This is a genomic window from Sphingomonas flavida (assembly GCF_036663655.1).
Lineage (GTDB): Bacteria > Pseudomonadota > Alphaproteobacteria > Sphingomonadales > Sphingomonadaceae > Sphingomonas.
In genome coordinates this window covers 138583-160844 of record NZ_JAXOJH010000005.1, presented here as the reverse complement: position 1 = coordinate 160844, position 22262 = coordinate 138583, and the positions used below count along the sequence as shown (strand labels likewise).

The following is a 22262-nucleotide window of genomic DNA, read 5'->3' as shown; positions in this document are numbered from 1 at the left end:
GTGGGGCCGGTCGCTCACTTGAAGCGGTAGGTGATCCGGCCCTTGGTCAGGTCGTACGGCGTCAGCTCGACGAGCACCTCGTCGCCGACCAGCACGCGGATGCGGTTCTTGCGCATCTTGCCTGCCGTATGTCCCAGGATCTCGTGATCGTTCTCGAGCTGGACGCGGAACATCGCATTGGGGAGCAGTTCCACCACGCGGCCGCGCATCTCGAGCAGTTCTTCCTTGGCCAAAAAATACCTCGGTTCGTCGTGTTATAGGGTATGTCGAAGAGGCGCCGCCATAGCCGCAATGGGCTCAAAAGGAAAGGCGCGCCGAATCAACTGCGGATATGGGCGTCTTGATAGGCCGGGACAAGGCAGGGCCTCCCGATTCCCAACCTGAAAAGGGGAAGGGGACCAGCGACGCTGGGAAGGAGTGTGGCCATCGCTCTGGCGGACCCCTTTGCGCTACCGGCGCCAGGCTTTGATCAGCGGACGGTGGGGCAGGCGGAAAAGGCGGGACCGGGAGGAAACGGGGTTTCAACCCTCCGAACGGTGTTCATATCCCCATCGCCCCGGTAGCGCGACCGGCTGCCCGGCGTCGGTCAGCGTCAGGCCGTCACCGGCTGAAAAGTGGCCGACCTGTGTCGCGGCGACCGGCGGCATGGTCCCGGAGGGGAGAGCGAAGAGCAGTTCGTAATCGTCCCCGGCGGTCGCGGCGGTCAGCCGGGCGGCACGGTCCGTTCCGCCGAACGCCCGCGCATCGTCCGATAGCGGAATGGCATCGAGCGTGATCGTCACCGCCAGCCCGCTCGCCCGCGCCATCCGTCCGGCGTCGATCAGCAATCCGTCCGACACGTCCATCATCGCGTGGACGAGCGGGCCGAGCGCGCGGCCCTCGGTCAGGCGGGGAAAGGGGCGACGATAGGCATCGCGCAGCGCGACCGGGCCATGGCCCCCCTGCGCGATCGCCAGACCCAGCCCCGCATCGCCGATCGTCCCGGTGACCCACAATGCGTCGCCCGCCCTGGCACCATCGCGCGACGGGGCGGGGGCGTCACGACCAAAGGCGGTCAGCGTCAGGGTGCGGGCACCGCGCCGCGATACGGTATCGCCGCCGATCAGCCGGGCATGGAAGCGCGTGAGCACCGTGGCCAGCCCATCCAGAAAGGCGCGGTCCCAGGCGGTATCGCCCAGCGGATAGTTGAGCATCACCCCCTCGACCAGCGCGCCCTTGGCGGCAAGATCGGACAGGTTGGTCGCGACCAGTTTCCACGCGACATCGGCGGGTGGGTCGTGCGGCAGGAAATGCACCCCCTCGACCAGCGTATCGGTGGTGACGACAAGCGGCGCGGCGGTCAGCACCGCGCTGTCGTCGACCAGCCCGCGCGCACCGGGATGCAGCGGCATCCGGCGCAACGCGGCGATAAACTCCGCCTCGGTCATCGGGGCGGCGGCGGCGTCAGGCCCGCGCGACCTTGGCGATCGCGTCGAGCAGGCCGTTCACGAAGCCCGACTCGCGCTTTTCGTAGAAGGCGTGGGCGACATCGACATATTCGCTGATGACCGCGCCGACCGGCACGTCGTGCCGCGCGAGCAGTTCATAGGTGCCGGCGCGCAGGATCGCCTTCATCGGCTTGTCGAGCCGGTTCAGCGACCAGCCCTTGGCCAGCTTGTCCTCGATCGCCCGGTCGATCTCGCCCAAGCGGGCATGCACGCCCTTCACGATGTCGTCGAAGAAATCGATGTCGGCATCGGCATATTCGACATCCTCGATCGTCGCGCCGATGCGGTGATTGTGGAATTCGTGGAGCAGCGTGGCCAGCGGCGTCTGTTCCATGTCATGCTGGTAAAGCGCCTGAACGGCGGCAAGGCGCGCGGCGGCGCGCGCCTGGGTACGGGCGGTGGGACGAGTCATTGGCGGGCCTTTACCGGGCTGTCGCCAATTCGTCACGTATTTTGGGAGAGGCTGGGTGGGACGTGGTGCGGGACGGGGCCTTCGACTTCGCTCAGGCTGAACGGGGTTTGGTGTCCAGCCCCGTTTCCCACCCTCCGTTCAGCCTGAGCGAAGTCGAAGGCCAAGGGCCGAAACCCTCACAATTCCCGGCGGAAATACACCACCCGCTCGGTCTCGACGAACCCCAGCGCGCGGTGCATCGCATGCGAGTCGGTATTGGCCAGCTCGGCGTCTGACGCAAACTCGGCACAGTCCTGCGCCCGGCCCCAATCCGCCACCGCCGCGACCAGCGCCCCGGCCACCCCTTGGCGGCGATGGCCCGGATCGACATACAGCCCTTCGAGAAACAGCACCGGCGAGCCGTCGCAGCCATTGACGTAATCGCGCCGCACCGCCGCCTCGGCAAAGCCGATCACCCGGCCGTCCAGCAGCGCGACGAAATTGCCGTCGCCCTCGGGCAAATCCGCGGGATCGCCCGCCTCCTCGCCCCAGAGCGCCGCCCGCAACGCCAGCCATCCTTCCCGATGCTCCGGCGCGGCGGGCGCGACGATCACCGGTTGAGCCGCAGCCGCAGCGCCACCGACTTGGCATGCGCCGGAAGCCCTTCGGCATGGGCGAGCGCCACCGTCGCGGGGCCGAGCTCGGCCAGCGCGGTCTCGGTCAGGCCCAGGAAGCTGGTCCGCTTCATGAAGTCGAGCACCGACAGCCCGCTGGCGAAGCGCGCGCGGCGCCCCGTGGGCAGGACATGGTTCGGCCCGGCGACATAATCGCCGATCGCTTCGGGGGTATGGCGGCCCAGGAACACCGAGCCCGCATGGCGCAGCCGGTCGAACAGGGCCTGCGGATCGTCCACTGCCAGTTCGAGATGCTCGGGCGCGAGCCGGTCGACCAGCGGCATCGCGGCCTCCAGCGAATCGACCACGATGATCGCGCCATTCGCATCCCAGGCGGTGCGCGCGACGCTGGCGGTCGCCAGTTCGGGAATCTGGCGGTCGACGGCTTCGGCCACGCGGGTCGCGAAGTCGGCATCGTCGGTGAACAGGATCGACTGGGTGACGGTGTCGTGCTCGGCCTGGCTCAGCAGGTCGGCGGCGATCCAGTCGGGATCGTTCCGGCCGTCGGCGACGACGACGATCTCGGACGGGCCCGCCACCATGTCGATGCCGACCATGCCGTAGACCTGGCGCTTGGCCTCCGCGACCCAGGCATTGCCGGGGCCGGTGACGACATCGACCCGCTGGATGCGCCCGGCGCCGTAGGCCAGCGCGCCCACGGCCTGCGCACCGCCGACCCGCCAGACCTCGTCCACGCCCGCCAGATGCGCGGCGGCGAGGACCAGATGATTGATCTCGCCCTTCGGCGTCGGGGTGACCATCACCAGCCGCTCGACCCCCGCCACCTTGGCCGGAATCGCGTTCATCAGCAGCGAGGAGGGATAGGCCGCCCGCCCGCCGGGGACATAGATCCCGGCCGCATCCACCGCCGTCCAGCGCGCGCCCAGGCGCACGCCCTGCGCATCGACATAGTCGGTGTCGGTCGGCTTCTGCTTTTCGTGATAGGCGCGGATGCGCGCGGCGGCGAGGTCGAGCGCGTGGCGCAGCTCGGGCTCCAGCGCCTCATAGGCCGCACGACAGTCGGCCGGTTCGATCCGCCAGCCCGTCTCAGCCAGGTCATGGCCGTCGAATTGCCTGGTGAAGGCCGCGACCGCCGCCTCGCCATCGTCGCGGACCGCGCGCAGGATGACCTGTACGTCGCGCGCGACATCGGCATCGCTTTCGCGCCGGGCATCGACCAGCTCGTCGAACGCGGCGGCGAAGCCGGCATCGCGGGTGTCGAGGCGGATCATGCGGCTTCCTTCTCGGCGACGGCACGGCGGAACGCCTCGACCAGCGGCACGACCTGGCCCCTCGTCTTCATCGCGGCGCGGTTGACGACCAGGCGCGACGTGACCTCCTCGATCACCTCGACCTCGACCAGTCCGTTTTCCTTCAGCGTGCGGCCCGACGACACCAGGTCGACGATGCGTGGCGCCAGGCCCAGCGTCGGGGCCAACTCCATCGCGCCGTTCAGCTTGACGCACTCGGCCTGCACGCCGCGGCGTGCGAAGTGGCGGCTGGTGATATGCGGATATTTGGTCGCGACGCGGACATGGCTCCACCCGCGCGGATCGTCGCTTTCCGCCATCGCGGCGGGCTCGGCCACCGAGATGCGGCAATGGCCGATCTTCAGGTCGACGGGTGCGTACAGCTCGGAATAGCCGAACTCCGACAGCACGTCGGAGCCGACGATGCCGAGCTGCGCCGCGCCATGCGCGACGAAGGTGGCGACGTCGAAGGCGCGGACGCGGATCAGCTCGATGCCGGGGACATCGGTGGCGAAGCGCAGCGCGCGGCTGTTCTTGTCGGTGAAGGCCGGTTCGGGCCGGATGCCGGCGGCGGCGAGCAACGGCAGCGCCTCGGCCAGGATGCGTCCCTTGGGGACGGCGATGATAAGCGGCTGGACCATGAGGATCGGGGGCTTACCGGTCCCGGTATGGGATCGCAATGTCGGCGTGGCGTAATTCCTCCCCTGCAAGGGGAGGTGGCATCGCTTTGGCGATGACGGAGGGGTGTCGCCCTATCGAGAGCGGGACACCCCTCCACCAGCTTCGCTGGTCCCCCTCCCCTTGCAGGGGAGGAATTTGCAAAATCACACCTTGGCGGCGTAGATCATCCGGCCGGGGCCCAGGTTCGCGAACACCCGGTCCAGCTCGTTCTCGCCGACTGCAAAGCAGCCCTGGCTGCGGCCCAGCATCCCGTGGGTGCGGATCATGTCGCGATTGGCGTACCAGGCCGAGTGGATCACGATCGCGCGGCCCAGCGCGTTGTCGTTGGTCGGGTCCAGCCCGATCAGACGCTGCGATCGGCCATGCTTGCCGACATAATAATCGTCGGTCATGAAGGCACCCTCGCTGCTCGCATTCGAATTGAAGGCGTTCGAGAAGCGCTGGAGATAGCCGCTGTGCGACGGGTCCGAACCGCTGCCATGCGAAACCAGTAGCGAGGTGCTGCGGCCGCTGACCAGATCGACCAGGTGAAGGCGCGGTTCGGACGAGCCGACCGCGAAATCGACGATCGCCATGCGATCGCGCCGCTGGACCCGCGATCCGTGCCGCTGGAGCGAGGCCATCGCCTGACGCAGCAGCTCCGGACGCACGACGCGCGACGAGGCCAGGATGGGCTGCGCCGGGATGGGCGAGGCCATGGTCGGGCGCGTCGGCAGCGGTGGCTGTCGCACCGGGCGCAGGTCGTTTGCTGTCAGCCGCCCCCGGGCACTCGCTGCCCCCGGCACCGCCAATGCCCCGGCGAGCACCAGCGCGTTCTTCAACAGCGCGCGCCGACCCGGCGCCGCGTCCAGATTATCGTGCATTTTGGTCCTTCAACCCCAGAATTCCCGCAAACCCTATGTAGCAAAGAACAGGCCATTTTTCTGCCCATGGGGCGATCCGTTGATCGCTTCGTTCCATCGACTCGGCGTAAGTTCCGCTCGCACGGAAAAATTTTAGATTGGCACCAATAGTCGCTTGACGGGTTTAAGATTTTATGAACTCGCCAAGGATTAGGGATATGAAGGCACTTGCTTTTGCCGCCCTGTTGGGCGCGACGACCCTCGGTTATGTTGCCCCGGCGCTGGCCGAGGAGGGCCCCGGAACCGTTGCGGTCGCGCAGGCCGCCGCCGCACTGGCCCCCAACCGATTCGTCTGGTCCGATACGCAGGCCACAGCGGTCGATCCGATCGCACAGCCGGTGACGGTGGTCGTCAGCATCCCGATGCAGCGGGCCTATGTCTATCGTGGCGATTCGCTGATCGCCGCCGCCTCGGTGTCGACCGGCAAGGATGGCAAGGACACGCCCGTCGGCGTCTTCCCCATCCTGCAGAAGCGCGAGATGCATCGCAGCAACCTGTACAATTCCGCGCCCATGCCCTTCATGCAGCGGCTGACCTGGGACGGCGTGGCGCTGCATGCCGGCAACAATCCGGGTTTTCCCGATTCGCATGGGTGCATCCGTCTGCCAACGGCCTTCGCCAAGAAGCTGTTTTCGGTGACGTCGGTCGGCACCACGGTGGTCGTCACCGACCAGATGGTCGGCGATCATTTCGACCCGGCACTGATGGAAACCGAGGCCAGCCAGGCGAATCAGGCGCAACTGGCATCGTTGTCGCGGTGAGCGATCCCCATGCGCTTCGATTTCGCTCGGCGTGAACGGGGTTAGGTAGCGAGCTTCGTTCAGCCTGAGCGGACGAAGCCCTACGCCACCAGCCCCAGTGCCCGTAGTTGCGGCCGAAGCGTCGCCTCGTCGGTGAAGTGCAAGGCATGGATACCCAGTGCCGCCGCCGAATCGATATTGGCGCGGTTGTCGTCGATGAACACCGCCTGCCCCGGCTCAAGCCCGAACCGGGCGAGCGCGAGGTGGTAGATGGCGGGGTCGGGCTTCACCAGCTTTTCGTCACCCGACACCACGATGTCGCGGAAGCGATCGAACAACGCCGATTCGCGCGCCCGAAAGGGCGGCCAGAATTCGTGGCTGAAGTTCGTGATCGCAAATAGCGGCACGCCCGCCGAATCGAGTTCGGCGACCAGTTCGTGCATTCCGGCAATCGGATCGCCGATGCTCTCCCCGAAGCGCGGGCCCCAGGCGGCGATCAGTTCGCGATGCTGTGGGTACAGCGCGACAAGCTCCGCCGAGGTGTCGGCGAAGTCGCGGCCCGCATCATGCTGGAAATGCCACTCGGTGGTGACGACATCACGCAGAAATGCATCGAGCGCCCGATCGTCAGTGATCAGGCGCCGATACAGGATCCGGGGATCCCAGTCGTACAGGACGCGACCGACGTCGAAGATGACGGCGGTCGGCCGATCGGTCGCCAAGCCGGGCAGGGTGCTCGTCCCGCTCGATTCGATCGGCATCAAGGCTGATTAGCCCTGGCGTGCCTTGAAACGACGGTTGGTCTTGTTGATGACATAGGTGCGGCCGCGACGGCGGATCACGCGGTTGTCCCGGTGACGATCCTTGAGCGACTTCAGGGAATTGCGGATCTTCATGATCGATTCGCTTCTTTGAACTGGAGGGTGATCTGGAAAGCGTCGCCGCCTAGTGGCAACGCGGCTCCAAGTCAAGGTTGGGGCATGACATCCCGGTCACGTCCGCGATGCCCCCTTCCGCCGCAGGATCAACCTTCATATGTCATGCGTTGCCCATCCGTAACGTCCTTTAAGGTGTCTTCAACGCATGAAAGCCCGCTCGCTCCTGATCCTGGCGGCCGCCGCCGGAACGCTCGCCGCCTGTTCCACCACGGGCGGGGGGCGCATGCCGCCGACCGACGTCATCCGCTATCACCTGGGCGAGCCGATCGCGCGCGGCACCATCCGTGTCGAGCCGCTGTCCGCCACCGGTCCGGCGAGCATCGAGTTCAAGACCTATGCCGCCGCGGTCGAGACCGCGCTGCTGCGCAACGGCTATTCGCTGGCGCAGGGTGATGCCCAGCCCGAGTTCATCGCGACGGTCGCCTTCACCCGTGCCAACCGGCTCGGCCCGCCGCGCCCCTCGCCCTTCTCGATCGGGTTGGGCGGCGGCAGCTTCTCGGGCGGTCGTGGCGGCGGCGTCGGCCTGGGCGGGGGCCTGAGCTTCCCCGTGGGCAAGAGCCGTCCGCAGGAGATCATCGGCACCGAATTGTCGGTCCAGATCAAGCGCCGCGTCGACCAGTCGCCGATCTGGGAAGGTAGCGCGCGCAACCTGGCGCCGGTCGAAACGCTGGCCAAGCTGGATGCGCAGGCCCAGGCGGCCAAGCTGGCCGATGCGCTGTTCACCAAGTTCCCCGGCGAGTCGGGCCGCACGATCGAGGTGAAATAAGCGCATGACCCTGACCATCAATGCGTCCTTCGACGGCGGGAACATCCGCGTCGTCGGCATCGACGGCGACCGTGTCGACCTGGAGATCGTGAAGGACAAGGATTCCGATTTCTACCAGTGGTTCTACTTCCGGGTCGGCGGGGCGAAGGGGCGGACGCTTACCTTCCGCATCCTGAACGGCGAGGGTTCGGCCTTTCCGGGCGGCTGGCCGAACTATCATGTCCGCGCCTCGACCGACCGGCAGGATTGGCGGATGACGCCGACCACCTACGCCGACGGCGTGCTGGAATGGCAGTGGACGGGCGATAGCGACGTTGCCTGGTTCGCCTATTTCGAACCCTATACGATGGAGCGGCATCACGACCTAGTCGCGCGGATCGCCGCGCGCGGTGTGCATCACGAAGAGATCGGCCAGACCCTCGATGGCCAGTCGATCGATTATTTCCGCCTTGGCGACGGTCCGAAGCAGGTGTGGCTCTATGCCCGCCAGCATCCGGGCGAATCGATGGCGGAATGGTGGATGGAGGGCGCGCTGGACTGGCTGACCAGCCCGGCCGCCGAGTCGCTGCTGGCGGCGGCCACCGTCCATGTCGTGCCCAACATGAATCCCGACGGCACGCGGCGCGGCCATCTGCGCACCAACGCGGCGGGCGTGAACCTCAACCGCGAGTGGCATCAGCCGACGCCCGAGCGCAGTCCCGAAGTGCTGTGCGTGCTGAACCGGATGGACCAGACCGGCGTCGACTTCGCGATCGACGCGCATGGCGACGAGGCGATTCCCGCGAACTTCATCGCCGGGTTCGAGGGTATTCCCAGCTGGACCGAGGAACACGGCGCCAAATTCTACGCCTTCGGTCGCCGACTGGCCGCGCACACGCCCGATTTCCAGACCCAGATGGGCTATGACAAGTCGGGGCCGGGCCGGGCGAACCTGGCGATGTCGACCAACCAGCTTGCCGAGCGGTTCGGTGCGGTATCGGTGACGCTGGAGATGCCGTTCAAGGATCACGACCCCAATCCCGACGCCGTCCATGGCTGGTCGGGCGAACGCTCGGCAAAGCTGGGCGTGTCGTGCCTGGAGGTTCTTTCCGAGATGATCGGAGAGATTTGATCGGGGAGGGGGGAGCCCTTGGGAGAGGGCTTCCCCTGGCCTTCGACTTCGACGCAAAGCGTCGAAATTTATCCCGAGCGGCTGGCTTGCCAGCCAGCCGAAGGGCTCAGGCGGAACGGGGTTTTTTAGGGGTGGGGTTCGCGCAGAGGTGCAGAGGTGTTTCGCCTGCGTTGGCCTCTGACCTTCTTCCGCGGAAGTTGAGGACTACAGAAGCTCCGGGGCCAGACACCTCCGCGTCCTCTGCGCCTCCGCGCGAACTCATCTTCTTTGCGTCTTCGCGCCTTCGCGTGGATTGGAAGCCAAACCCCCGTTCAGCCTGAGCGAAGTCGAAGGCCACGCCTCGGCACCTGCCAAACTTACCGCTGGACCCCCTCGACAGCGAGATACCGGTCCAGCTCCGCCAACACTCGCTCCAGACCGGAGGCATCTCCGGCTTCCGCCCGCACCGTCAGCGCGGCTTGCGTATTGGATGCCCGCAGCAACCACCAGCCATCCGCCGTCCGCACCCGGACGCCATCGGTATCATTGACCTCCGCGCCATCGTGGGCCAGCGCCGCTGCGACCCGCTCGACAATGGCGAACTTGTCCGCCTCGGCCACCGTGATGCGGGTTTCGGGAATGTCGACCATCGCAGGCATCGCGCCGCGTAGCTCGGTCATCGAGCGGCCCGCCAGATGGGCCGCGCGGATCAGGCGGATCGCGGCATAATGCGCATCGTCGAAGCCGTACCACTCGCCCGCAAAGAACATATGGCCCGACATCTCGCCGCCCAGCGGTGCGGCGGTCTCGACCATCTTGGTCTTCATCAGGCTGTGCCCGGTTTTCCACATGACCGGCCGTCCGCCCAGGCCCTCGATATGATCGAACAGCGCCTGGCTGGCCTTCACATCCGCCACGATCGGCGCGCCGGGATGCTCGGCCAGTACGGGGCCCGCCAGCAGCATCAATATCTGGTCGCCCCAGATCACCCTGCCCTGGCCGTCGACCGCGCCGATCCGGTCGCCATCGCCGTCGAAAGCGAATCCGAAATCGAGCCGTCTCTCGGCCACGAGTCGTTTCAGCGCGTCTAGATTGCTCTCGACCGTCGGATCGGGGTGATGATGCGGGAAATGACCGTCCACATCGGTGAACAGCGTATGGTGCTCACCCGGCAGGCGCTGGACCAGCTTTTCGATGACCGGGCCCGATGCGCCCGAACCGCAGTCCCAGCCGATACGGTACGCGCCGCCCGCATAGCCCGCGATCAGCCGGTCGACATAGGCATCGAGAATGTCGACCTCCTCGACGGTCCCGGCCCCCTCGGTCCAGTCGCGCGCCGCCGCCATGCGCGCCAGATCCTGCACGTCCTCGCCAAAAAAGGGGCGATGGTGCAGCACCATCTTGAAGCCATTGTCGTCGCGGGGGTTGTGGCTGCCCGTTACCTGTACGGCGCCGTCCACTTCTAGCGTCGCTTCGGCGAAATAGACCATGGGGGTGGGGCCGATCCCTAAGCGGACGACATCGACGCCGCTGTCGGTCAGTCCTTCAACCAATGCCGCCTCGAGCGCGGGCGAGCTGAGTCGTCCGTCGCGGCCCACGGCGACGCGGGTGCCGCCCGCGCGGCGCACGCGGGTCGCAAAGCCGCGCCCCACCGCATAGGCCGCGCCATCGTCCAGCGTCTCGGGCACGGTGCCGCGAACGTCATATTCACGGCAGGCGCTGGGGTGGATCGTCGCGGTCCGCTTGGCCCCGGACTTATCCGTCACGGCGCGCCAGTAACAGGTCGCGGGCCGCGTTCACCCGCCGCGTCAGGTCGGCCGAGCCGCCGCGATCGGGATGCACCTGCCCGATCAGGCGACGATGCGCCTGGCGGATCGACTCGGCGTCCGCGCCGGGCGGCAGGTCGAGTATGGCCAGCGCGTCCATCTCGTCGCGCGGCAGGCGCGGGTCCGGTCTGGCGGTGGACCGGACCCGACCGGGGCGGGGCATATAGCGCCACACCAGCCAGATCACCGCCAGCGCGATCAGCCATTTCATGCGGCGGCGTCAGCCGGGCTCGCACCCGCCGCGCCGGCTTCGGCACCCCCCTCGGGCAGTTGCAGCGCGGCCATCATCTCACGCAGTTCCTGCCGTGCGGCGACATGGCCCAGGCCCATCGCGCCGAACTCCTTGGCGTCGATCATGGTCAGCCCGTTGGGGAACATCTCGCGATAGATCACGCGCTCGCCCAGGCCCGGTATCACGCGGAAGCCGACGCGGCGCGACAGGTCGGTCAGCGCATCCGAGACGCGGCGCATGTTGCGCGCCTCGATATGCTGGAGCCGGTTGCGCAGCACGACCCAGTCGATGGTGGTGCCGTCCGCCCGCGCCCGCTGCTTGCGCGCGTCCCAGATCAGTTCCGAATAGAAGCTGGGGCGCGTCACCTGGAACGTCTCCGGGTCGACCTGGCCGATCAGGTCGAAGTCGACGAAGCTGTCGTTCATCGGCGTGACCAGCGTGTTCGACAGCGCCGCCGCGGTTCGCGCGAAATGGTCGTCGCGGCCCGGCGTGTCGACGATCAGGAAGTCGGCATCCTGCGACAGGCCGAACCACAGTTCCTCGAACCCCTCCTCGGTCTGGCTGGTATGAGTCGCGTGGGTGGGCATGGGCAGCTTGTGCCCGGTGCGCTTGATCGTCTCGGCGCGGTTGTCGAGATAGCGACCCACCGTCCGCTGGCGATGATCCAGATCCAGACACGCCACGCGCGCCCCCTTGGCGGCCAGCGCGATCGCCACATGGACCGCCGTCGTCGATTTGCCTGTGCCACCTTTTTCATTGGCAAAAACAATCACGTGCGTTGAAGATAGCCGTTCCGGCAACTCGTCGCTTCCTTATTGATCCCCGTTGCCACCCTACATAGAAGCCCTGGGCGTGGGGAACGAGGGGTAAAATCAGTGCAAGTCATTCGGGATCGCGATGCCCTGGCAGAGGCGCTCGCCGCTTTGCGTGCCGAGGGCGCACGCGTGGCGTTGGTGCCGACCATGGGCGCGCTCCATGCCGGGCATATCGCGCTGATCGAGGCGGCCAAGCGCCCGGGCACCAAGGTGGTGGCGTCGATCTTCGTGAACCCCCGGCAGTTCGGCGCGGGCGAGGATTTGAGCCGCTATCCCCGGCGCGAGCTGGCCGATATCCGGATGCTGACCGAGGCGGGGTGCGACCTGCTGTGGTTGCCCGGCGTCGATGCCATGTATCCGGAGGGCCATGCGACGAGCATCCGCGTCGCCGGCGTTACAGAAGGGCTGGAGGGTGCGTCGCGGCCCGGCCATTTCGACGGCGTCGCGACCGTCGTGGCCAAGCTGTTCAACCAGGTCGGGCCCGATGCCGCCTATTTCGGCGAGAAGGATTTCCAGCAGCTGGCGGTGATCCGCCGCATGGTCGCCGATCTGGATTTCCCGATCGAGGTGGTCGGCGTGCCGACCCAGCGGGACGATGACGGTCTGGCCCTGTCGTCGCGCAACATCTATCTGGACGAGGAACAGCGGGCCAAGGCGGTGGCGCTGCCTCGTGCGCTGGGCGTCGCCGCGCGGGCGATCGGGCGGGGCGAGGATGTGGGAAGCGTGCTTTCCGATGCGCGCGCCACGCTGACCGCCGCCGGATTCGAGGTCGACTATGTCGAACTGGTCGATGCCGCCTCGCTGAGCCCCGATACCATGGCCGATCGTCCCCGCCGCCTGCTGGCCGCCGCACGCATGGGATCGACCAGACTGATCGATAATATCGCTTTGAACGACGGTGCGTGAGTTAACCAGTTTGTGACCGTTTCGGTCATAGACTTGCCCCTGGACAAGAGGAGTCCGAACAGAGGGGCAGGATCATGGCCAATAGCAGCAAGAGTGCGCAGTTCCTGATGGACAGTCGGCTCACCGATCGGGCGGTGACCGACGGCGCGACGATGTACGATCTGGGTGTCGCCTATTCGACCGGCTCGGCCGGCAAGCACCTGGACCTCGTCGAGGCGCACAAATGGTTCAATCTGGCGGCGGTGGCGGGTTTCCTGCCCGCGCAGATCGCCCGGTCTGAAGTCGCCAGCGACATGACCGCGCGCGAGATCGCCGAGGCGCAGCGCCAGGCCCGCGCTTTCCTGAACCATAGCGTGCTTCAGATGCGCGCGGCCTGACCTCGTCGTCGCGACCGCGCGCTGACCCCCCGGCAGGGAAGGCCGGGATTAGTCTTCGCCCGGTTCCTTCGCCGCCGGCTTCTTGGCCGCCGTCTTCTTGGGTGCCGCCTTTTTCGCAGGCGCCTTCTTTTCCGCCGCAGGTTTCTTTTCGGCCGTGGCCTTGGCTGCAGACTTGGCTGGTGCCTTCTTCGCCGCCGCCTTCTTCGCCGGTTTCTTGCGCGCCGGAGCGGCCGCCGCCCGCGCGTCGATCAACTGCGCGGCTTCTTCCAGCGTCAACTGATCCTTGTCGACCGTCTTCGGGATGGTGGCATTGGTCTCGCCATCGGTGACGTAGGGGCCGTAGCGCCCTTCCATCAGCTTGATCTCCGCCTCGGTGCGCGGATGCTTGCCCAGCACCTTCAGCGGTTCACGCGATGCCGTCGTGCGCGCGCCACGCCCGCCGCCTGCCGCCGCTTCGGCCAGCTTGACCACCGCGGCATTCATGCCGGTTTCGAAGACATCGGCGGTCGAGGTCAGCCGCGCATATTTACCGGCATGCGCCAGATAGGGGCCATAACGTCCGATCGACGCCGTGATCGGCTCGCCGGTTTCGGGATGGTTGCCGATGCTGCGCGGCAGGCTGAGCAGCTTCAACGCCCATTCCAGGTCGAGATCGACATCCTTGGGGATCGAGGCGCGCTTGGCGTCCTTGCCCTCGCCCAGCTGGATATAGGGGCCGAAGCGCCCCGACTTGCGCTCTACGGGCAGGCCGGTCTCGGGATCCTGGCCCAAAGTTTCGGGCCCGCTATCCTCGCCCGCGCCCTCGCCGCCCTGGGCGAATCGACGGGTATATTTGCACTCGGGATAGTTGGAGCAGGCGATGAACGCGCCGAATCGACCGCCGCGGAGGGCCAGCTTGCCCTCGCCGCAATTCGGGCAGAGCCGCGGGTCCGACCCGTCCGCCTTTTCAGGAAACAGATAGGGCGCAAGGAACTGGTCCAGCTCGGCGGTGATCGCGGAGGGCTGCTGCTCCATGACTTCGGACGTACGCGGCTTGAAGTCGCGCCAGAAGGCGTCGAGCACCGCCTGCCACTGGGCGCGGCCGCCGGACACGTCGTCCAGTTCCTCTTCCAGCTCGGCGGTATAGTCGTAGCCGACATATTTCTCGAAGAAGCGTTCCAGGAATGCCGTCACCAGCCGCCCGCTCTCCTCGGCGAAGAAGCGGTTCTTCTCGACGCGGACATAGGCCCGGTCCTTCAGCGTCTTGATGATCGAGGCATAGGTGGAGGGACGCCCGATGCCGAGTTCCTCCATCCGCTTGACCAGCGACGCTTCGGAGAAGCGCGGCGGCGGCTGGGTGAAGTGCTGTTCGGCCTTCACCTCCTTCTTGGCGGGGGCATCGCCCTCGCGCAGGCGGGGGAGGCGGCGTGCCTCTTCGTCCTGGCTGTCGTCCTGGCCTTCTTCGTACAGCGCCAGATAGCCGGGGAAGAGCACGACCTGGCCGGTCGCGCGCAGCATGTTGCGGCCGGTGCCGTCGGCCATGTCGATGGTCGTACGCTCCATCCGCGCCGAGGCCATCTGCGACGCCAGCGCACGCTTCCAGATCAGGTCGTACAGGCGGCCATGATCGCCCGAGCCCGCACGGTCGCGGGAGAAGTCGGTGGGGCGGATCGCCTCATGCGCTTCCTGCGCGTTCTTCGCCTTGGACTGGTACATGCGCGGCTTGTCGGGGACGTAGGACGCGTCATAGCGCTCGGCCACGGCCTTGCGTGCCGCCGAGATGGCCGATCCGTCCATCTGGACGCCGTCGGTACGCATGTAGGTGATCGCGCCGTCCTCATAGAGCTGCTGCGCGATCCGCATCGTGTGATCGGCCGAGAAGCCCAGCTTGCGCGCGGCCTCCTGTTGCAGGGTCGAGGTGGTGAAGGGCGGCGGCGGGTTGCGCGTCGCGGGCTTGGTCTCGACCGACTGGACCTGGAAACGGCCCGCCTCGACATCGGCCTTGGCGCGGGTGGCGTCGCCTTCATTGCCGATCGACAGGCGGTCGAGCTTCCGGCCCTCCCACTGGACCAGGCGCGCGACGAAGGGGGTGCCGTCCTGCTCCATGTCGGCCGTCACCGACCAATATTCCTGGGCGCGGAACGCCTCGATCTCGCGCTCGCGGCTGACGATCAGGCGCAGCGCCACCGACTGGACGCGACCCGCCGACTTGGCGCCGGGCAGCTTGCGCCACAGCACCGGCGACAGGGTGAAGCCGACCAGATAGTCGAGCGCGCGGCGTGCCCGGTACGCGTCGATCAGGTCGGTATCCAGCTCGCGCGGGTTCTGCATCGCGTGCAGCACGGCGGGCTTGGTGATCGCGTTGAACGTCACCCGCTCGACCTTGTCGGGCAGCGCCTTGCGGTTCTTCAGAACCTCCTGCACGTGCCACGAAATCGCCTCGCCCTCGCGATCAGGGTCGGTGGCCAGGATCAGGCGGTCGGCCTTCTTGGCCTCGTCGGCGATCGCCTTCAGCTGGCGCGCCTTGTCCGCGTAATTCTCCCACTCCATCGAGAAGTTCTGGTCGGGGTCGACCGAGCCGTCCTTGGGCGGCAGGTCGCGGACGTGACCATAGCTCGCCAGGACGCGGTAGTCCGAACCCAGATATTTCTCGATGGTCTTCGCCTTGGCGGGCGATTCGACGATGACAAGCTGCATGAGTGGTAAAACTACGTCCCTTACGTGTGTACGCGAGGATGGGGAGGGGGCGGGGGGCCGTCAAGCGGAGTTGGCTCGGGCTTGGTGGGGGTGGCACATGGCCTTCGACTTCGCTCAGGCCGAACGAGTGAGGGGATAAATGCTACGTCTCCCAACCGCCGTTCAGCCTGAGCGAAGTCGAAGGCCATGCCTAAACCGCTCGGACAAAGCGCAAGGCGGCACCCCGATATTCCGCTCTGTCGTGGAGGTGATAGCCCAGCCGCTCCGCCAGCCGGATCGATCCCTGATTGGCGGGCGAGATGATGCATTGGGTCGCGGGCGGTGCGTGGGTGTCCGTCATCCAGCGATGCGCCGCCGAGGCCGCCTCATACGCATAGCCCCGCCCATGCGCCGCGCGGGTGAAGACCCAGGCGGCTTCGGGCAGCGGTTCGATCCGGGGCACCACCTCGCGCCGAAAATCCATGAAGCCGGTTTCGCCGAGATAAGCCCCGCTCGCCCGGTCCAGCACCGCGAACAACCCGTATCCGAACACCGACCAGTGACCGATATAGCGCAGCAACCGCATCCAGGCTTCTTCGCCCGTCATCGGCGACCCAGCATGGCGGACCACGACCGGGTCGGCGACCATCGCGGCATAGGCATCGAAATCCGCGGCCTCATAGGGGCGCAGCGTCAGGCGGTCGGTATGAATCATGCCAGCGCCACCCGGCCCCCGGCATGGCGCTCCAGCCGTCCGGCGAGTTCCAGTTCCAGCAGGATCGTCTGGACGATGGCGGGTGGTCGCCCGCTCTGGCGGATGAGTTCGTCGACCGTCACCGCCACCGGGCCGAGCAGGTCGGTCACGCGGGCGCGGTCGGCGTCGCTCGCCTCTTGCGGTGGCGGGGGTGCGTAGCGGCTCTCCGGCGCGCGGACCATGCGTGGGTCGATGGGGCGAATCTGTTCGAGGATATCCGCCGCCGACTGGATCAGCGTCGCGCCCTCGCGGATCAGCATATTGCAGCCTTGCGCGCGTGGATCGGCCGGGTGGCCCGGCACCGCCATCACCTCGCGACCCGCCTCGCCCGCCAGCCGCGCGGTGATCAGCGAGCCGGAGCGCGGCGCGGCCTCGACCACCACCGTCCCTTGGGCGAGCCCGGCGATGATCCGGTTGCGCGAAGGGAAGTGACGCGCGAGCGGCTGCGTCCCCGGCGGCTGTTCGGCGATCAGCAGGCCGCGCGTGGCCACTTCTTCCTGAAGGCGTGCATTTTCGGGCGGGAAGGCGATGTCGATGCCGCTGGCGATGACGCCGATCGTCCCGCCATCGAGCGCGCCGATATGCGCCGCCGTGTCGATGCCGCGCGCCAGCCCGGAGGTGACGGGGACGCGGTGCGAGGCCAGGTCCTGCGCCAGCCCCCGTGCGAACCGGCACGACGCGGCCGAGGCATTGCGCGCGCCGACCAGGGCCACCCCACCCCGCTGGGCGAGCGCCATGTCGCCGCGCACGATCAGTGCGGGCGGCGCGGTATCGAGTTCGGCGAGCAGCACGGGATAATCCGCCTCGCCCAGCATCACGTGCCGCGCGCCCAGCCGTGCGACCGCCTCGATCTCGCGCGCGATCACCGCCGGATCGGCGGCTTTCGGTGCTTCGCCACCGCCCCGCCGGGCAAGATGGGGCAGCGCATCCAGCGCGGCCTGCGCCTCGCCGAAGCGCGCCATCAACTGGCGCCAGGTGACGGGGCCGATGCCATGCGTCCGCAGCAGCCGGAGCTGCGCGAACCTGGCCTCAGTCACGTTTCTTGCCGATGCGCGGCTCGGTGCCCGCCAGCAGCCGCTCGATGTTCGCGCCATGCTTCCAGATGACGATAAGGGCGAGCGCGATCAGCAGCAGGACCAGGTCGAACCGCCCCATCACCGCCGCCGCCAGCGGGGCGCTGACCGCCGCCGCCATGCCCGCGACGGCCGAGATGCGCAGCGTCGCGAGCAGACCCAGCCACACCACCGCATAGACGACGCCCAGCGGCCAGTAGAGCGCAACCACGACGCCCATCAGCGTGGCGACACCCTTGCCGCCGCGAAACTTCAGCCAGATCGGATAGCAATGGCCGACAAAGGCGGCGGCCGCCGCCAGCGGCTCTTCGCCGGGCAGCCAGTGGCGCACGATCAGGACGGCGGCGACACCCTTCAACAGGTCGAGGATCAACGTCGCGGCGGCGAGGCCCTTGCGGCCCGTGCGCAACACGTTGGTCGCGCCGATATTGCCCGACCCGATGCTCCGAAGATCGCCCGCCCCGGCGGCGCGCGTCAGGATGATTCCGAAGGGAATCGACCCCAGCAGATAGCCGATCAGCAAGGCCCAGGTGGGCGGCCCCCAGATGATTTCGGTCGGCAATAGTCTTCCCCTGTGCTCCGGGACAGACATAGAACATCGCTCCGGCGCTGTCCAATCCGGCGGGGCTCTGGTTTCGGATGCGCGCGGGGCTTATGAGGCCGTGATGAGCGATGCGCGTCCCATCCTGTTCTTCGATTCCGGCGTGGGTGGCCTGTCGATCGCGGGGCCTGCGCGACAGGCGTTGCCGCGCGCGCCGTTCGTCTATGTCGCGGATAGCGCCGGGTTTCCTTACGGCGAGAAAAGCGAGGCCGAGATTGCCGCGCGCGTCCCCGCGCTGCTCGGGCGGCTGGCGGAGCGATACCATCCGCGCCTGATCGTCATCGCGTGCAACACCGCCTCGACCATCGCGCTGCCCGCGGTGCGCGCCGCGCTCGACCTGCCGGTGGTCGGCACGGTGCCCGCGATCAAGCCGGCCGCCGCGATGAGCCGGACGCGCGCGATCGGCGTGCTCGGCACCCGCGCGACGGTGCGCCAGGCCTATGTCGACGATCTGGCGGCGCGCTTTGCGGGTGACTGCCGGGTGATCCGGCACGGCTCGGCCGAACTGGTCGAGCTGGCCGAGGCGAAGCTGCGTGGCGAGAGTCTGTCGCCCGAGGCGTTCGTGGCCGTGCTGGACGGACTGTTCGGGCAGGCGGGTGGCGAGGCCATCGATGTCATCGTCAACGCCTGCACCCATTTCCCGCTGGTCGAGGCGGAACTGGCGGCGGCGGCCCCCCATGCGGTTCGCTTCGTCGATGGCGGGCCGGGGATCGCGCGGCGAATCGCGTTCCTGACCGATGGTCAGGACTGGCCCGACTCGGCGGGCGAGGGGGTGGCGGTGTTCACCCGGCTGGGCGAACGCGAAGCGGCGTTGCGGCCGGGACTGGCGGCGCGGGGGTTCGGGCGGATCGAGGCTCTTTGATCCGTTTGCCTGTGACGCCCGTTTGAACGAACACTGGCCTTCGCTGAGCGGAAACGGCGGCAGGCCGGTTTGGCGGCGGGAAAGGCAGCTGCGAACCATCCGCATCAGGAACCGATCGGGCCTTGGGACAATATGTCCACCATGATCGATCACAGTGAGCGCAGTTCCCGACTCGATTCATGCGCAGCTTGCGCCTACATTCCCTTTCCATGAGCATCGAGGGCACGGACGCGCGCGTGGATTATTCCCGCGTCTTCACCCAGGCGATCGACCGCCTGCACGCCGAGGGACGTTACCGCGTCTTCATCGACATTTTGCGCAACAAGGGCATGTTCCCGAATGCCCGGTGTTTTGCCGGGCATAACGGGCCCAAGCCGATCACCGTCTGGTGCTCCAACGATTACCTGGCGATGGGCCAGCATCCGAAGGTCATCGCCGCGATGGAGGAAGCGCTGCACGACGTCGGCGCTGGGTCGGGCGGCACGCGCAACATCGGCGGCAACACCCATTACCATGTCGATCTGGAAGGCGAACTGGCCGACCTGCACGGCAAGGAAGCGGCGCTGCTCTTTACCAGCGGCTATGTCTCCAACGAGGCGACGCTGGCGACCCTGGCCAAGATCCTGCCGGGCTGCGTGATCTTCTCCGACGAACTCAACCACGCCTCGATGATCGCGGGTATCCGCAATTCGGGCTGCGAGAAGCAGGTCTTCCGCCACAACGACCTTGCCCATCTCGAGGAATTGCTGGCGGCGGCGGACCCGGCGGTGCCCAAGCTGATCGCGTTCGAGAGCGTCTATTCGATGGAGGGCGATGTCGCCCCGATCGCGGCGATCTGCGACCTGGCCGACAAGTATAACGCGCTGACCTATCTGGACGAGGTGCACGCGGTCGGCATGTACGGCGCGCGCGGCGGCGGCATTTCGGAGCGTGACCATGTCGCGCACCGGCTGACCGTGATCGAGGGCACGCTGGGCAAGGCGTTCGGCGTCATGGGCGGCTATATCGCGGCCGACCGGATGATCGTCGACGTGATCCGCTCCTATGCGCCGGGGTTCATCTTCACGACCTCGCTGTCGCCGGTGCTGGTCGCGGGCGTGCTGGCCAGCGTGCGCCACCTGAAGCAGAGCTCGGTCGAGCGCGAGGGCCAGCAGGCCGCCGCCGCGAAGCTGAAGGCGATGATGCGCGAGGCGGGGCTGCCCGTGATGCTGGGCGAGACGCATATCGTGCCGGTGATGGTCGGTGACCCGGTCAAGGCCAAGAAGATCAGCGACATCCTGCTCGCCGAGTACGGCGTGTACGTCCAGCCGATCAACTATCCCACCGTCCCGCGCGGCACCGAGCGACTGCGCTTCACGCCGGGTCCGGCGCATGACGAGGCGATGATGGTTGAACTGGTGGCCGCGCTGGTCGAGATCTGGGAGCGGCTGGAATTGCGGATGGCGGCGTAAGTGGCCGCTCAAACTGTTCTTCCATCCCGGCCTGCGCTGGGGCCCAGTTGCGACCAAGCGGTTGGTACGCGAAACGATGCGACCGTATCCGCCCCGACGGTAAGGCAACTGGACCCCGGCCTTCGCCGGGGTGGTCCCAATATCGAGGTTGGATTTTAATCGAGCGTAATCGCGGTGTCGCTGCCGGGCACGGCCAGGGGTTCGCCAAACCGCACCGTGTGGACGCTGCTATATTCGCCATCCACCGGATCGACATAGACATGGACGACGTGGCGCATCCCGTCGATCACCCAATAGGTCGGGATGTTCGCCTGGACATAGAGCATCCGTTTCAGGCCCATATCGCGGCTTTGCGTCGTCTGCGCGATCTCGACCATGAGGCGAACGTCGTCCGGTGTCAGGAAGCGGTTTTCCGCAATCGGCTGGCGCAGCAGTGCGGCATCGCACGCGACGACGGTGGCATCGTTCAACGTAATCCCAACCTCGCCGCGTAGCCGGTTTCTCGGCACCACCGTCGCCAGTTCGATCAAGACGTCGGCCTACGCCTGGGCATGAGCCCCCATTGGCGGATTTGTCCGCGCCAGCTCCCCGTCGACCAGTTCGACCTTCATGCCCTCGAATGCGCCGCTTTCGACCATGCGCAGGAACTCGGCGCTGGTGAAGCGCGCGCGGGTGTCGGGGGCAAGGCCAGCCAGCTGGTTCACGGTCGCGATCCTGTCATGATGGCACGAGCGAGCCTGGCCGCGCGTCACTTCTTGCAATAGCCCTCGCCGGCCTTAACCGTCAGACATTCGGCCTTGCCAGCCAGATACCTCAACCCCGTGGCATCGCCATTGGTCGGGCGCAGAACCTCGCGCACGCCGTTGCGTTCGAAGACGATGGTGTCGCCCACCGCCTCGCCCCGGAACTCGCCCTTGTGGTCGAGGTCCCACTGCATCTCCATGCGATAGCGGCCCGGCGTCGCGGCATGCTTGATGTACAGATACATGCCCTCCACCCCGATCCAGCGACCGACATAATCGGGGGCCTTTTGCTTGGGCACCCCGATAAAGGTGGAGCCGTCACCCGCGGGCCCCGCCGTGGCGGCGGCGCTGGGGGTGTTCGCAGTGGGGGCGGCGGCGTTCCTGACCGCCTCCGGCGTCTCGCGCGAACAGGCGGTCAGGGCACAGAGGGCGGTCAGGATCAGGATAGGCTTCATGACGCGCAAAACCCCCGAGGCACAGTGCACGTTCCGCGGCGCGCGCTTGCGTCAAGGGGTAGCCATATCGTGCCTGCGCGCGTAAAGGCTCACCCATTCCATCCTCACCCTATTGGAGCGCCCGTCCCATGCGCATCGCGATCGCATCCGATCATGCCGCCGTCTCGTTGAAGACCGTGCTGGCGGACTGGCTTCGCGAACAGGGGCATGAGGTGCTCGACCTGGGCACGGACGGCACGGCGAGCGTCGATTATCCCGATTTCGGCCGCGCGGTCGGCGATGCGCTGGCCGATGGTCGCGCCGAGCGTGGCGTGGCCCTGTGTGGCTCGGGCATCGGTATTTCGATCGCCGCCAACCGTAATCCCGCGTGCCGCTGCGCGCTGGTGTCGGAGCCGCTGTCGGCCGCGCTCGCCCGCCAGCATAACGACGCCAACGCCATCGCCATGGGCGCGCGTGTCATCGGCGAGGAAATGGCCAAGGCCTGCCTCGACGCCTTCCTGTCCACCCCGTTCGAGGGTGGGCGGCATCAGCGGCGCGTCGACATGCTGTCCACCGCGCCCGCCCAGAATTGAACGCACCAGAATTGCCCGCCA

General features: G+C 67.2%; 27 protein-coding genes. 8 read left to right on the top strand and 19 right to left on the bottom strand.

Features of this window, described 5'->3' with window-relative positions; translation table 11 throughout:
* Window positions 1-14: 14 nt before the first annotated feature.
* From infA to U1703_RS07975, 7 genes are all read right to left on the bottom strand, one after another.
* Entirely contained in the window at window positions 15-233 is a 219-nt protein-coding gene (infA, locus tag U1703_RS08005; protein WP_007403889.1) for a translation initiation factor IF-1, read from the bottom strand.
* A 288-nt stretch (window positions 234-521) separates the two neighbouring features.
* Window positions 522-1427 carry a thiamine-phosphate kinase gene (thiL, locus tag U1703_RS08000; protein WP_332785268.1) on the bottom strand — a complete coding sequence of 302 codons (906 nt, stop codon included), beginning with the start codon at window positions 1425-1427 and terminating at the stop codon, window positions 522-524.
* A gap of 16 nt (window positions 1428-1443) precedes the next feature.
* Window positions 1444-1899 carry a transcription antitermination factor NusB gene (gene nusB / locus U1703_RS07995; RefSeq protein WP_307102290.1) on the bottom strand — a complete coding sequence of 152 codons (456 nt, stop codon included), beginning with the start codon at window positions 1897-1899 and terminating at the stop codon, window positions 1444-1446.
* Window positions 1900-2075: 176 nt separating this feature from the next.
* Entirely contained in the window at window positions 2076-2489 is a 414-nt protein-coding gene (aac(6'), locus tag U1703_RS07990; RefSeq protein ID WP_443025780.1) for an aminoglycoside 6'-N-acetyltransferase, read from the bottom strand.
* Window positions 2489-3784, bottom strand: coding sequence for a histidinol dehydrogenase (gene hisD / locus U1703_RS07985; protein ID WP_332785266.1), 1296 nt, complete (start codon window positions 3782-3784; stop codon window positions 2489-2491). Before hisD ends, aac(6') begins: the two co-directional genes overlap by 1 nt.
* Entirely contained in the window at window positions 3781-4443 is a 663-nt protein-coding gene (hisG, locus tag U1703_RS07980) for an ATP phosphoribosyltransferase (RefSeq protein ID WP_320451425.1), read from the bottom strand. The genes hisD and hisG overlap by 4 nt, the downstream gene beginning before the upstream one ends.
* Before the next feature lie 183 nt (window positions 4444-4626).
* On the bottom strand, window positions 4627-5346 hold the full coding sequence (locus tag U1703_RS07975) for a murein L,D-transpeptidase catalytic domain family protein (RefSeq protein WP_320451426.1): 720 nt from the start codon (window positions 5344-5346) through the stop codon (window positions 4627-4629).
* Between the two features lie 197 nt (window positions 5347-5543).
* Between U1703_RS07975 and U1703_RS07970 the strand changes: the two genes are divergently transcribed.
* Complete coding sequence (locus U1703_RS07970) at window positions 5544-6146, top strand: L,D-transpeptidase family protein (RefSeq protein WP_332785265.1); 603 nt, start codon at window positions 5544-5546, stop codon at window positions 6144-6146.
* A gap of 80 nt (window positions 6147-6226) precedes the next feature.
* Here the strand turns inward: U1703_RS07970 and U1703_RS07965 are convergent, their stop codons facing one another.
* A complete protein-coding gene (locus U1703_RS07965) occupies window positions 6227-6886 on the bottom strand; it encodes an HAD family hydrolase (RefSeq protein WP_332785264.1) in 660 nt (219 codons plus the stop codon).
* Window positions 6887-6895: 9 nt separating this feature from the next.
* Window positions 6896-7021, bottom strand: a complete 126-nt coding sequence (ykgO, locus tag U1703_RS07960; protein ID WP_003046794.1) for a type B 50S ribosomal protein L36 — start codon at window positions 7019-7021, stop codon at window positions 6896-6898.
* Between the two features lie 187 nt (window positions 7022-7208).
* Here ykgO and U1703_RS07955 point away from each other — a divergent pair, with 187 nt between their 5' ends.
* Window positions 7209-7829 carry a DUF4136 domain-containing protein gene (locus tag U1703_RS07955; RefSeq protein ID WP_332785263.1) on the top strand — a complete coding sequence of 207 codons (621 nt, stop codon included), beginning with the start codon at window positions 7209-7211 and terminating at the stop codon, window positions 7827-7829.
* Between the two features lie 4 nt (window positions 7830-7833).
* Window positions 7834-8940, top strand: a complete 1107-nt coding sequence (locus U1703_RS07950; protein ID WP_332785262.1) for a M14 family metallopeptidase — start codon at window positions 7834-7836, stop codon at window positions 8938-8940.
* Between the two features lie 356 nt (window positions 8941-9296).
* Here the strand turns inward: U1703_RS07950 and pgmG are convergent, their stop codons facing one another.
* Genes pgmG through U1703_RS07935 form a run of 3 tightly spaced genes read right to left on the bottom strand, consistent with a single transcriptional unit; the run spans window position 9297 to window position 11777 of the window.
* Window positions 9297-10685, bottom strand: coding sequence for a phosphoglucomutase/phosphomannomutase PgmG (gene pgmG, locus U1703_RS07945; RefSeq protein ID WP_332785261.1), 1389 nt, complete (start codon window positions 10683-10685; stop codon window positions 9297-9299).
* Window positions 10675-10956, bottom strand: coding sequence for a J domain-containing protein (locus U1703_RS07940; RefSeq protein WP_332785260.1), 282 nt, complete (start codon window positions 10954-10956; stop codon window positions 10675-10677). Before U1703_RS07940 ends, pgmG begins: the two co-directional genes overlap by 11 nt.
* A complete protein-coding gene (locus U1703_RS07935; RefSeq protein WP_320451433.1) occupies window positions 10953-11777 on the bottom strand; it encodes a division plane positioning ATPase MipZ in 825 nt (274 codons plus the stop codon). The genes U1703_RS07940 and U1703_RS07935 overlap by 4 nt, the downstream gene beginning before the upstream one ends.
* 75 nt (window positions 11778-11852) lie before the next feature.
* Here U1703_RS07935 and panC point away from each other — a divergent pair, with 75 nt between their 5' ends.
* A complete protein-coding gene (gene panC, locus U1703_RS07930; RefSeq protein ID WP_332785259.1) occupies window positions 11853-12698 on the top strand; it encodes a pantoate--beta-alanine ligase in 846 nt (281 codons plus the stop codon).
* Window positions 12699-12772: 74 nt separating this feature from the next.
* The gene (locus U1703_RS07925) at window positions 12773-13075 is read left to right on the top strand and encodes a hypothetical protein (RefSeq protein ID WP_320451435.1); all 303 of its coding nucleotides are present in this window, start codon (window positions 12773-12775) and stop codon (window positions 13073-13075) included.
* A 48-nt stretch (window positions 13076-13123) separates the two neighbouring features.
* Here the strand turns inward: U1703_RS07925 and topA are convergent, their stop codons facing one another.
* The 4 genes from topA to plsY form a co-directional block, all read right to left on the bottom strand.
* Complete coding sequence (topA, locus tag U1703_RS07920) at window positions 13124-15751, bottom strand: type I DNA topoisomerase (protein WP_332785258.1); 2628 nt, start codon at window positions 15749-15751, stop codon at window positions 13124-13126.
* 190 nt (window positions 15752-15941) lie between these two features.
* Window positions 15942-16445, bottom strand: coding sequence for a GNAT family N-acetyltransferase (locus tag U1703_RS07915; protein WP_332785257.1), 504 nt, complete (start codon window positions 16443-16445; stop codon window positions 15942-15944).
* Window positions 16442-17521, bottom strand: coding sequence for a DNA-processing protein DprA (dprA, locus tag U1703_RS07910; RefSeq protein WP_332785256.1), 1080 nt, complete (start codon window positions 17519-17521; stop codon window positions 16442-16444). The genes U1703_RS07915 and dprA overlap by 4 nt, the downstream gene beginning before the upstream one ends.
* Window positions 17514-18119, bottom strand: coding sequence for a glycerol-3-phosphate 1-O-acyltransferase PlsY (gene plsY, locus U1703_RS07905; RefSeq protein ID WP_332785255.1), 606 nt, complete (start codon window positions 18117-18119; stop codon window positions 17514-17516). Before plsY ends, dprA begins: the two co-directional genes overlap by 8 nt.
* A gap of 103 nt (window positions 18120-18222) precedes the next feature.
* On the opposite strand from plsY, the gene murI reads away from it, so the two are divergent.
* Together murI and hemA are read left to right on the top strand one after the other, a co-directional pair.
* Window positions 18223-19020 carry a glutamate racemase gene (murI, locus tag U1703_RS07900; RefSeq protein WP_332785254.1) on the top strand — a complete coding sequence of 266 codons (798 nt, stop codon included), beginning with the start codon at window positions 18223-18225 and terminating at the stop codon, window positions 19018-19020.
* A 209-nt stretch (window positions 19021-19229) separates the two neighbouring features.
* Entirely contained in the window at window positions 19230-20471 is a 1242-nt protein-coding gene (hemA, locus tag U1703_RS07895; protein ID WP_332785253.1) for a 5-aminolevulinate synthase, read from the top strand.
* A gap of 155 nt (window positions 20472-20626) precedes the next feature.
* On the opposite strand, the gene U1703_RS07890 is transcribed toward hemA, so the two are convergent.
* From U1703_RS07890 to U1703_RS07880, 3 genes are read right to left on the bottom strand one after another with little or no spacing between them, the layout of a single operon-like run.
* Window positions 20627-21001, bottom strand: a complete 375-nt coding sequence (locus U1703_RS07890; protein WP_332785252.1) for a Uma2 family endonuclease — start codon at window positions 20999-21001, stop codon at window positions 20627-20629.
* Between the two features lie 9 nt (window positions 21002-21010).
* Complete coding sequence (locus tag U1703_RS07885) at window positions 21011-21175, bottom strand: hypothetical protein (protein ID WP_332785251.1); 165 nt, start codon at window positions 21173-21175, stop codon at window positions 21011-21013.
* A gap of 44 nt (window positions 21176-21219) precedes the next feature.
* Entirely contained in the window at window positions 21220-21669 is a 450-nt protein-coding gene (locus tag U1703_RS07880) for a hypothetical protein (RefSeq protein WP_332785250.1), read from the bottom strand.
* Between the two features lie 128 nt (window positions 21670-21797).
* Here U1703_RS07880 and rpiB point away from each other — a divergent pair, with 128 nt between their 5' ends.
* Window positions 21798-22241 carry a ribose 5-phosphate isomerase B gene (gene rpiB, locus U1703_RS07875; RefSeq protein ID WP_332785249.1) on the top strand — a complete coding sequence of 148 codons (444 nt, stop codon included), beginning with the start codon at window positions 21798-21800 and terminating at the stop codon, window positions 22239-22241.
* Window positions 22242-22262 lie beyond the last annotated feature (21 nt).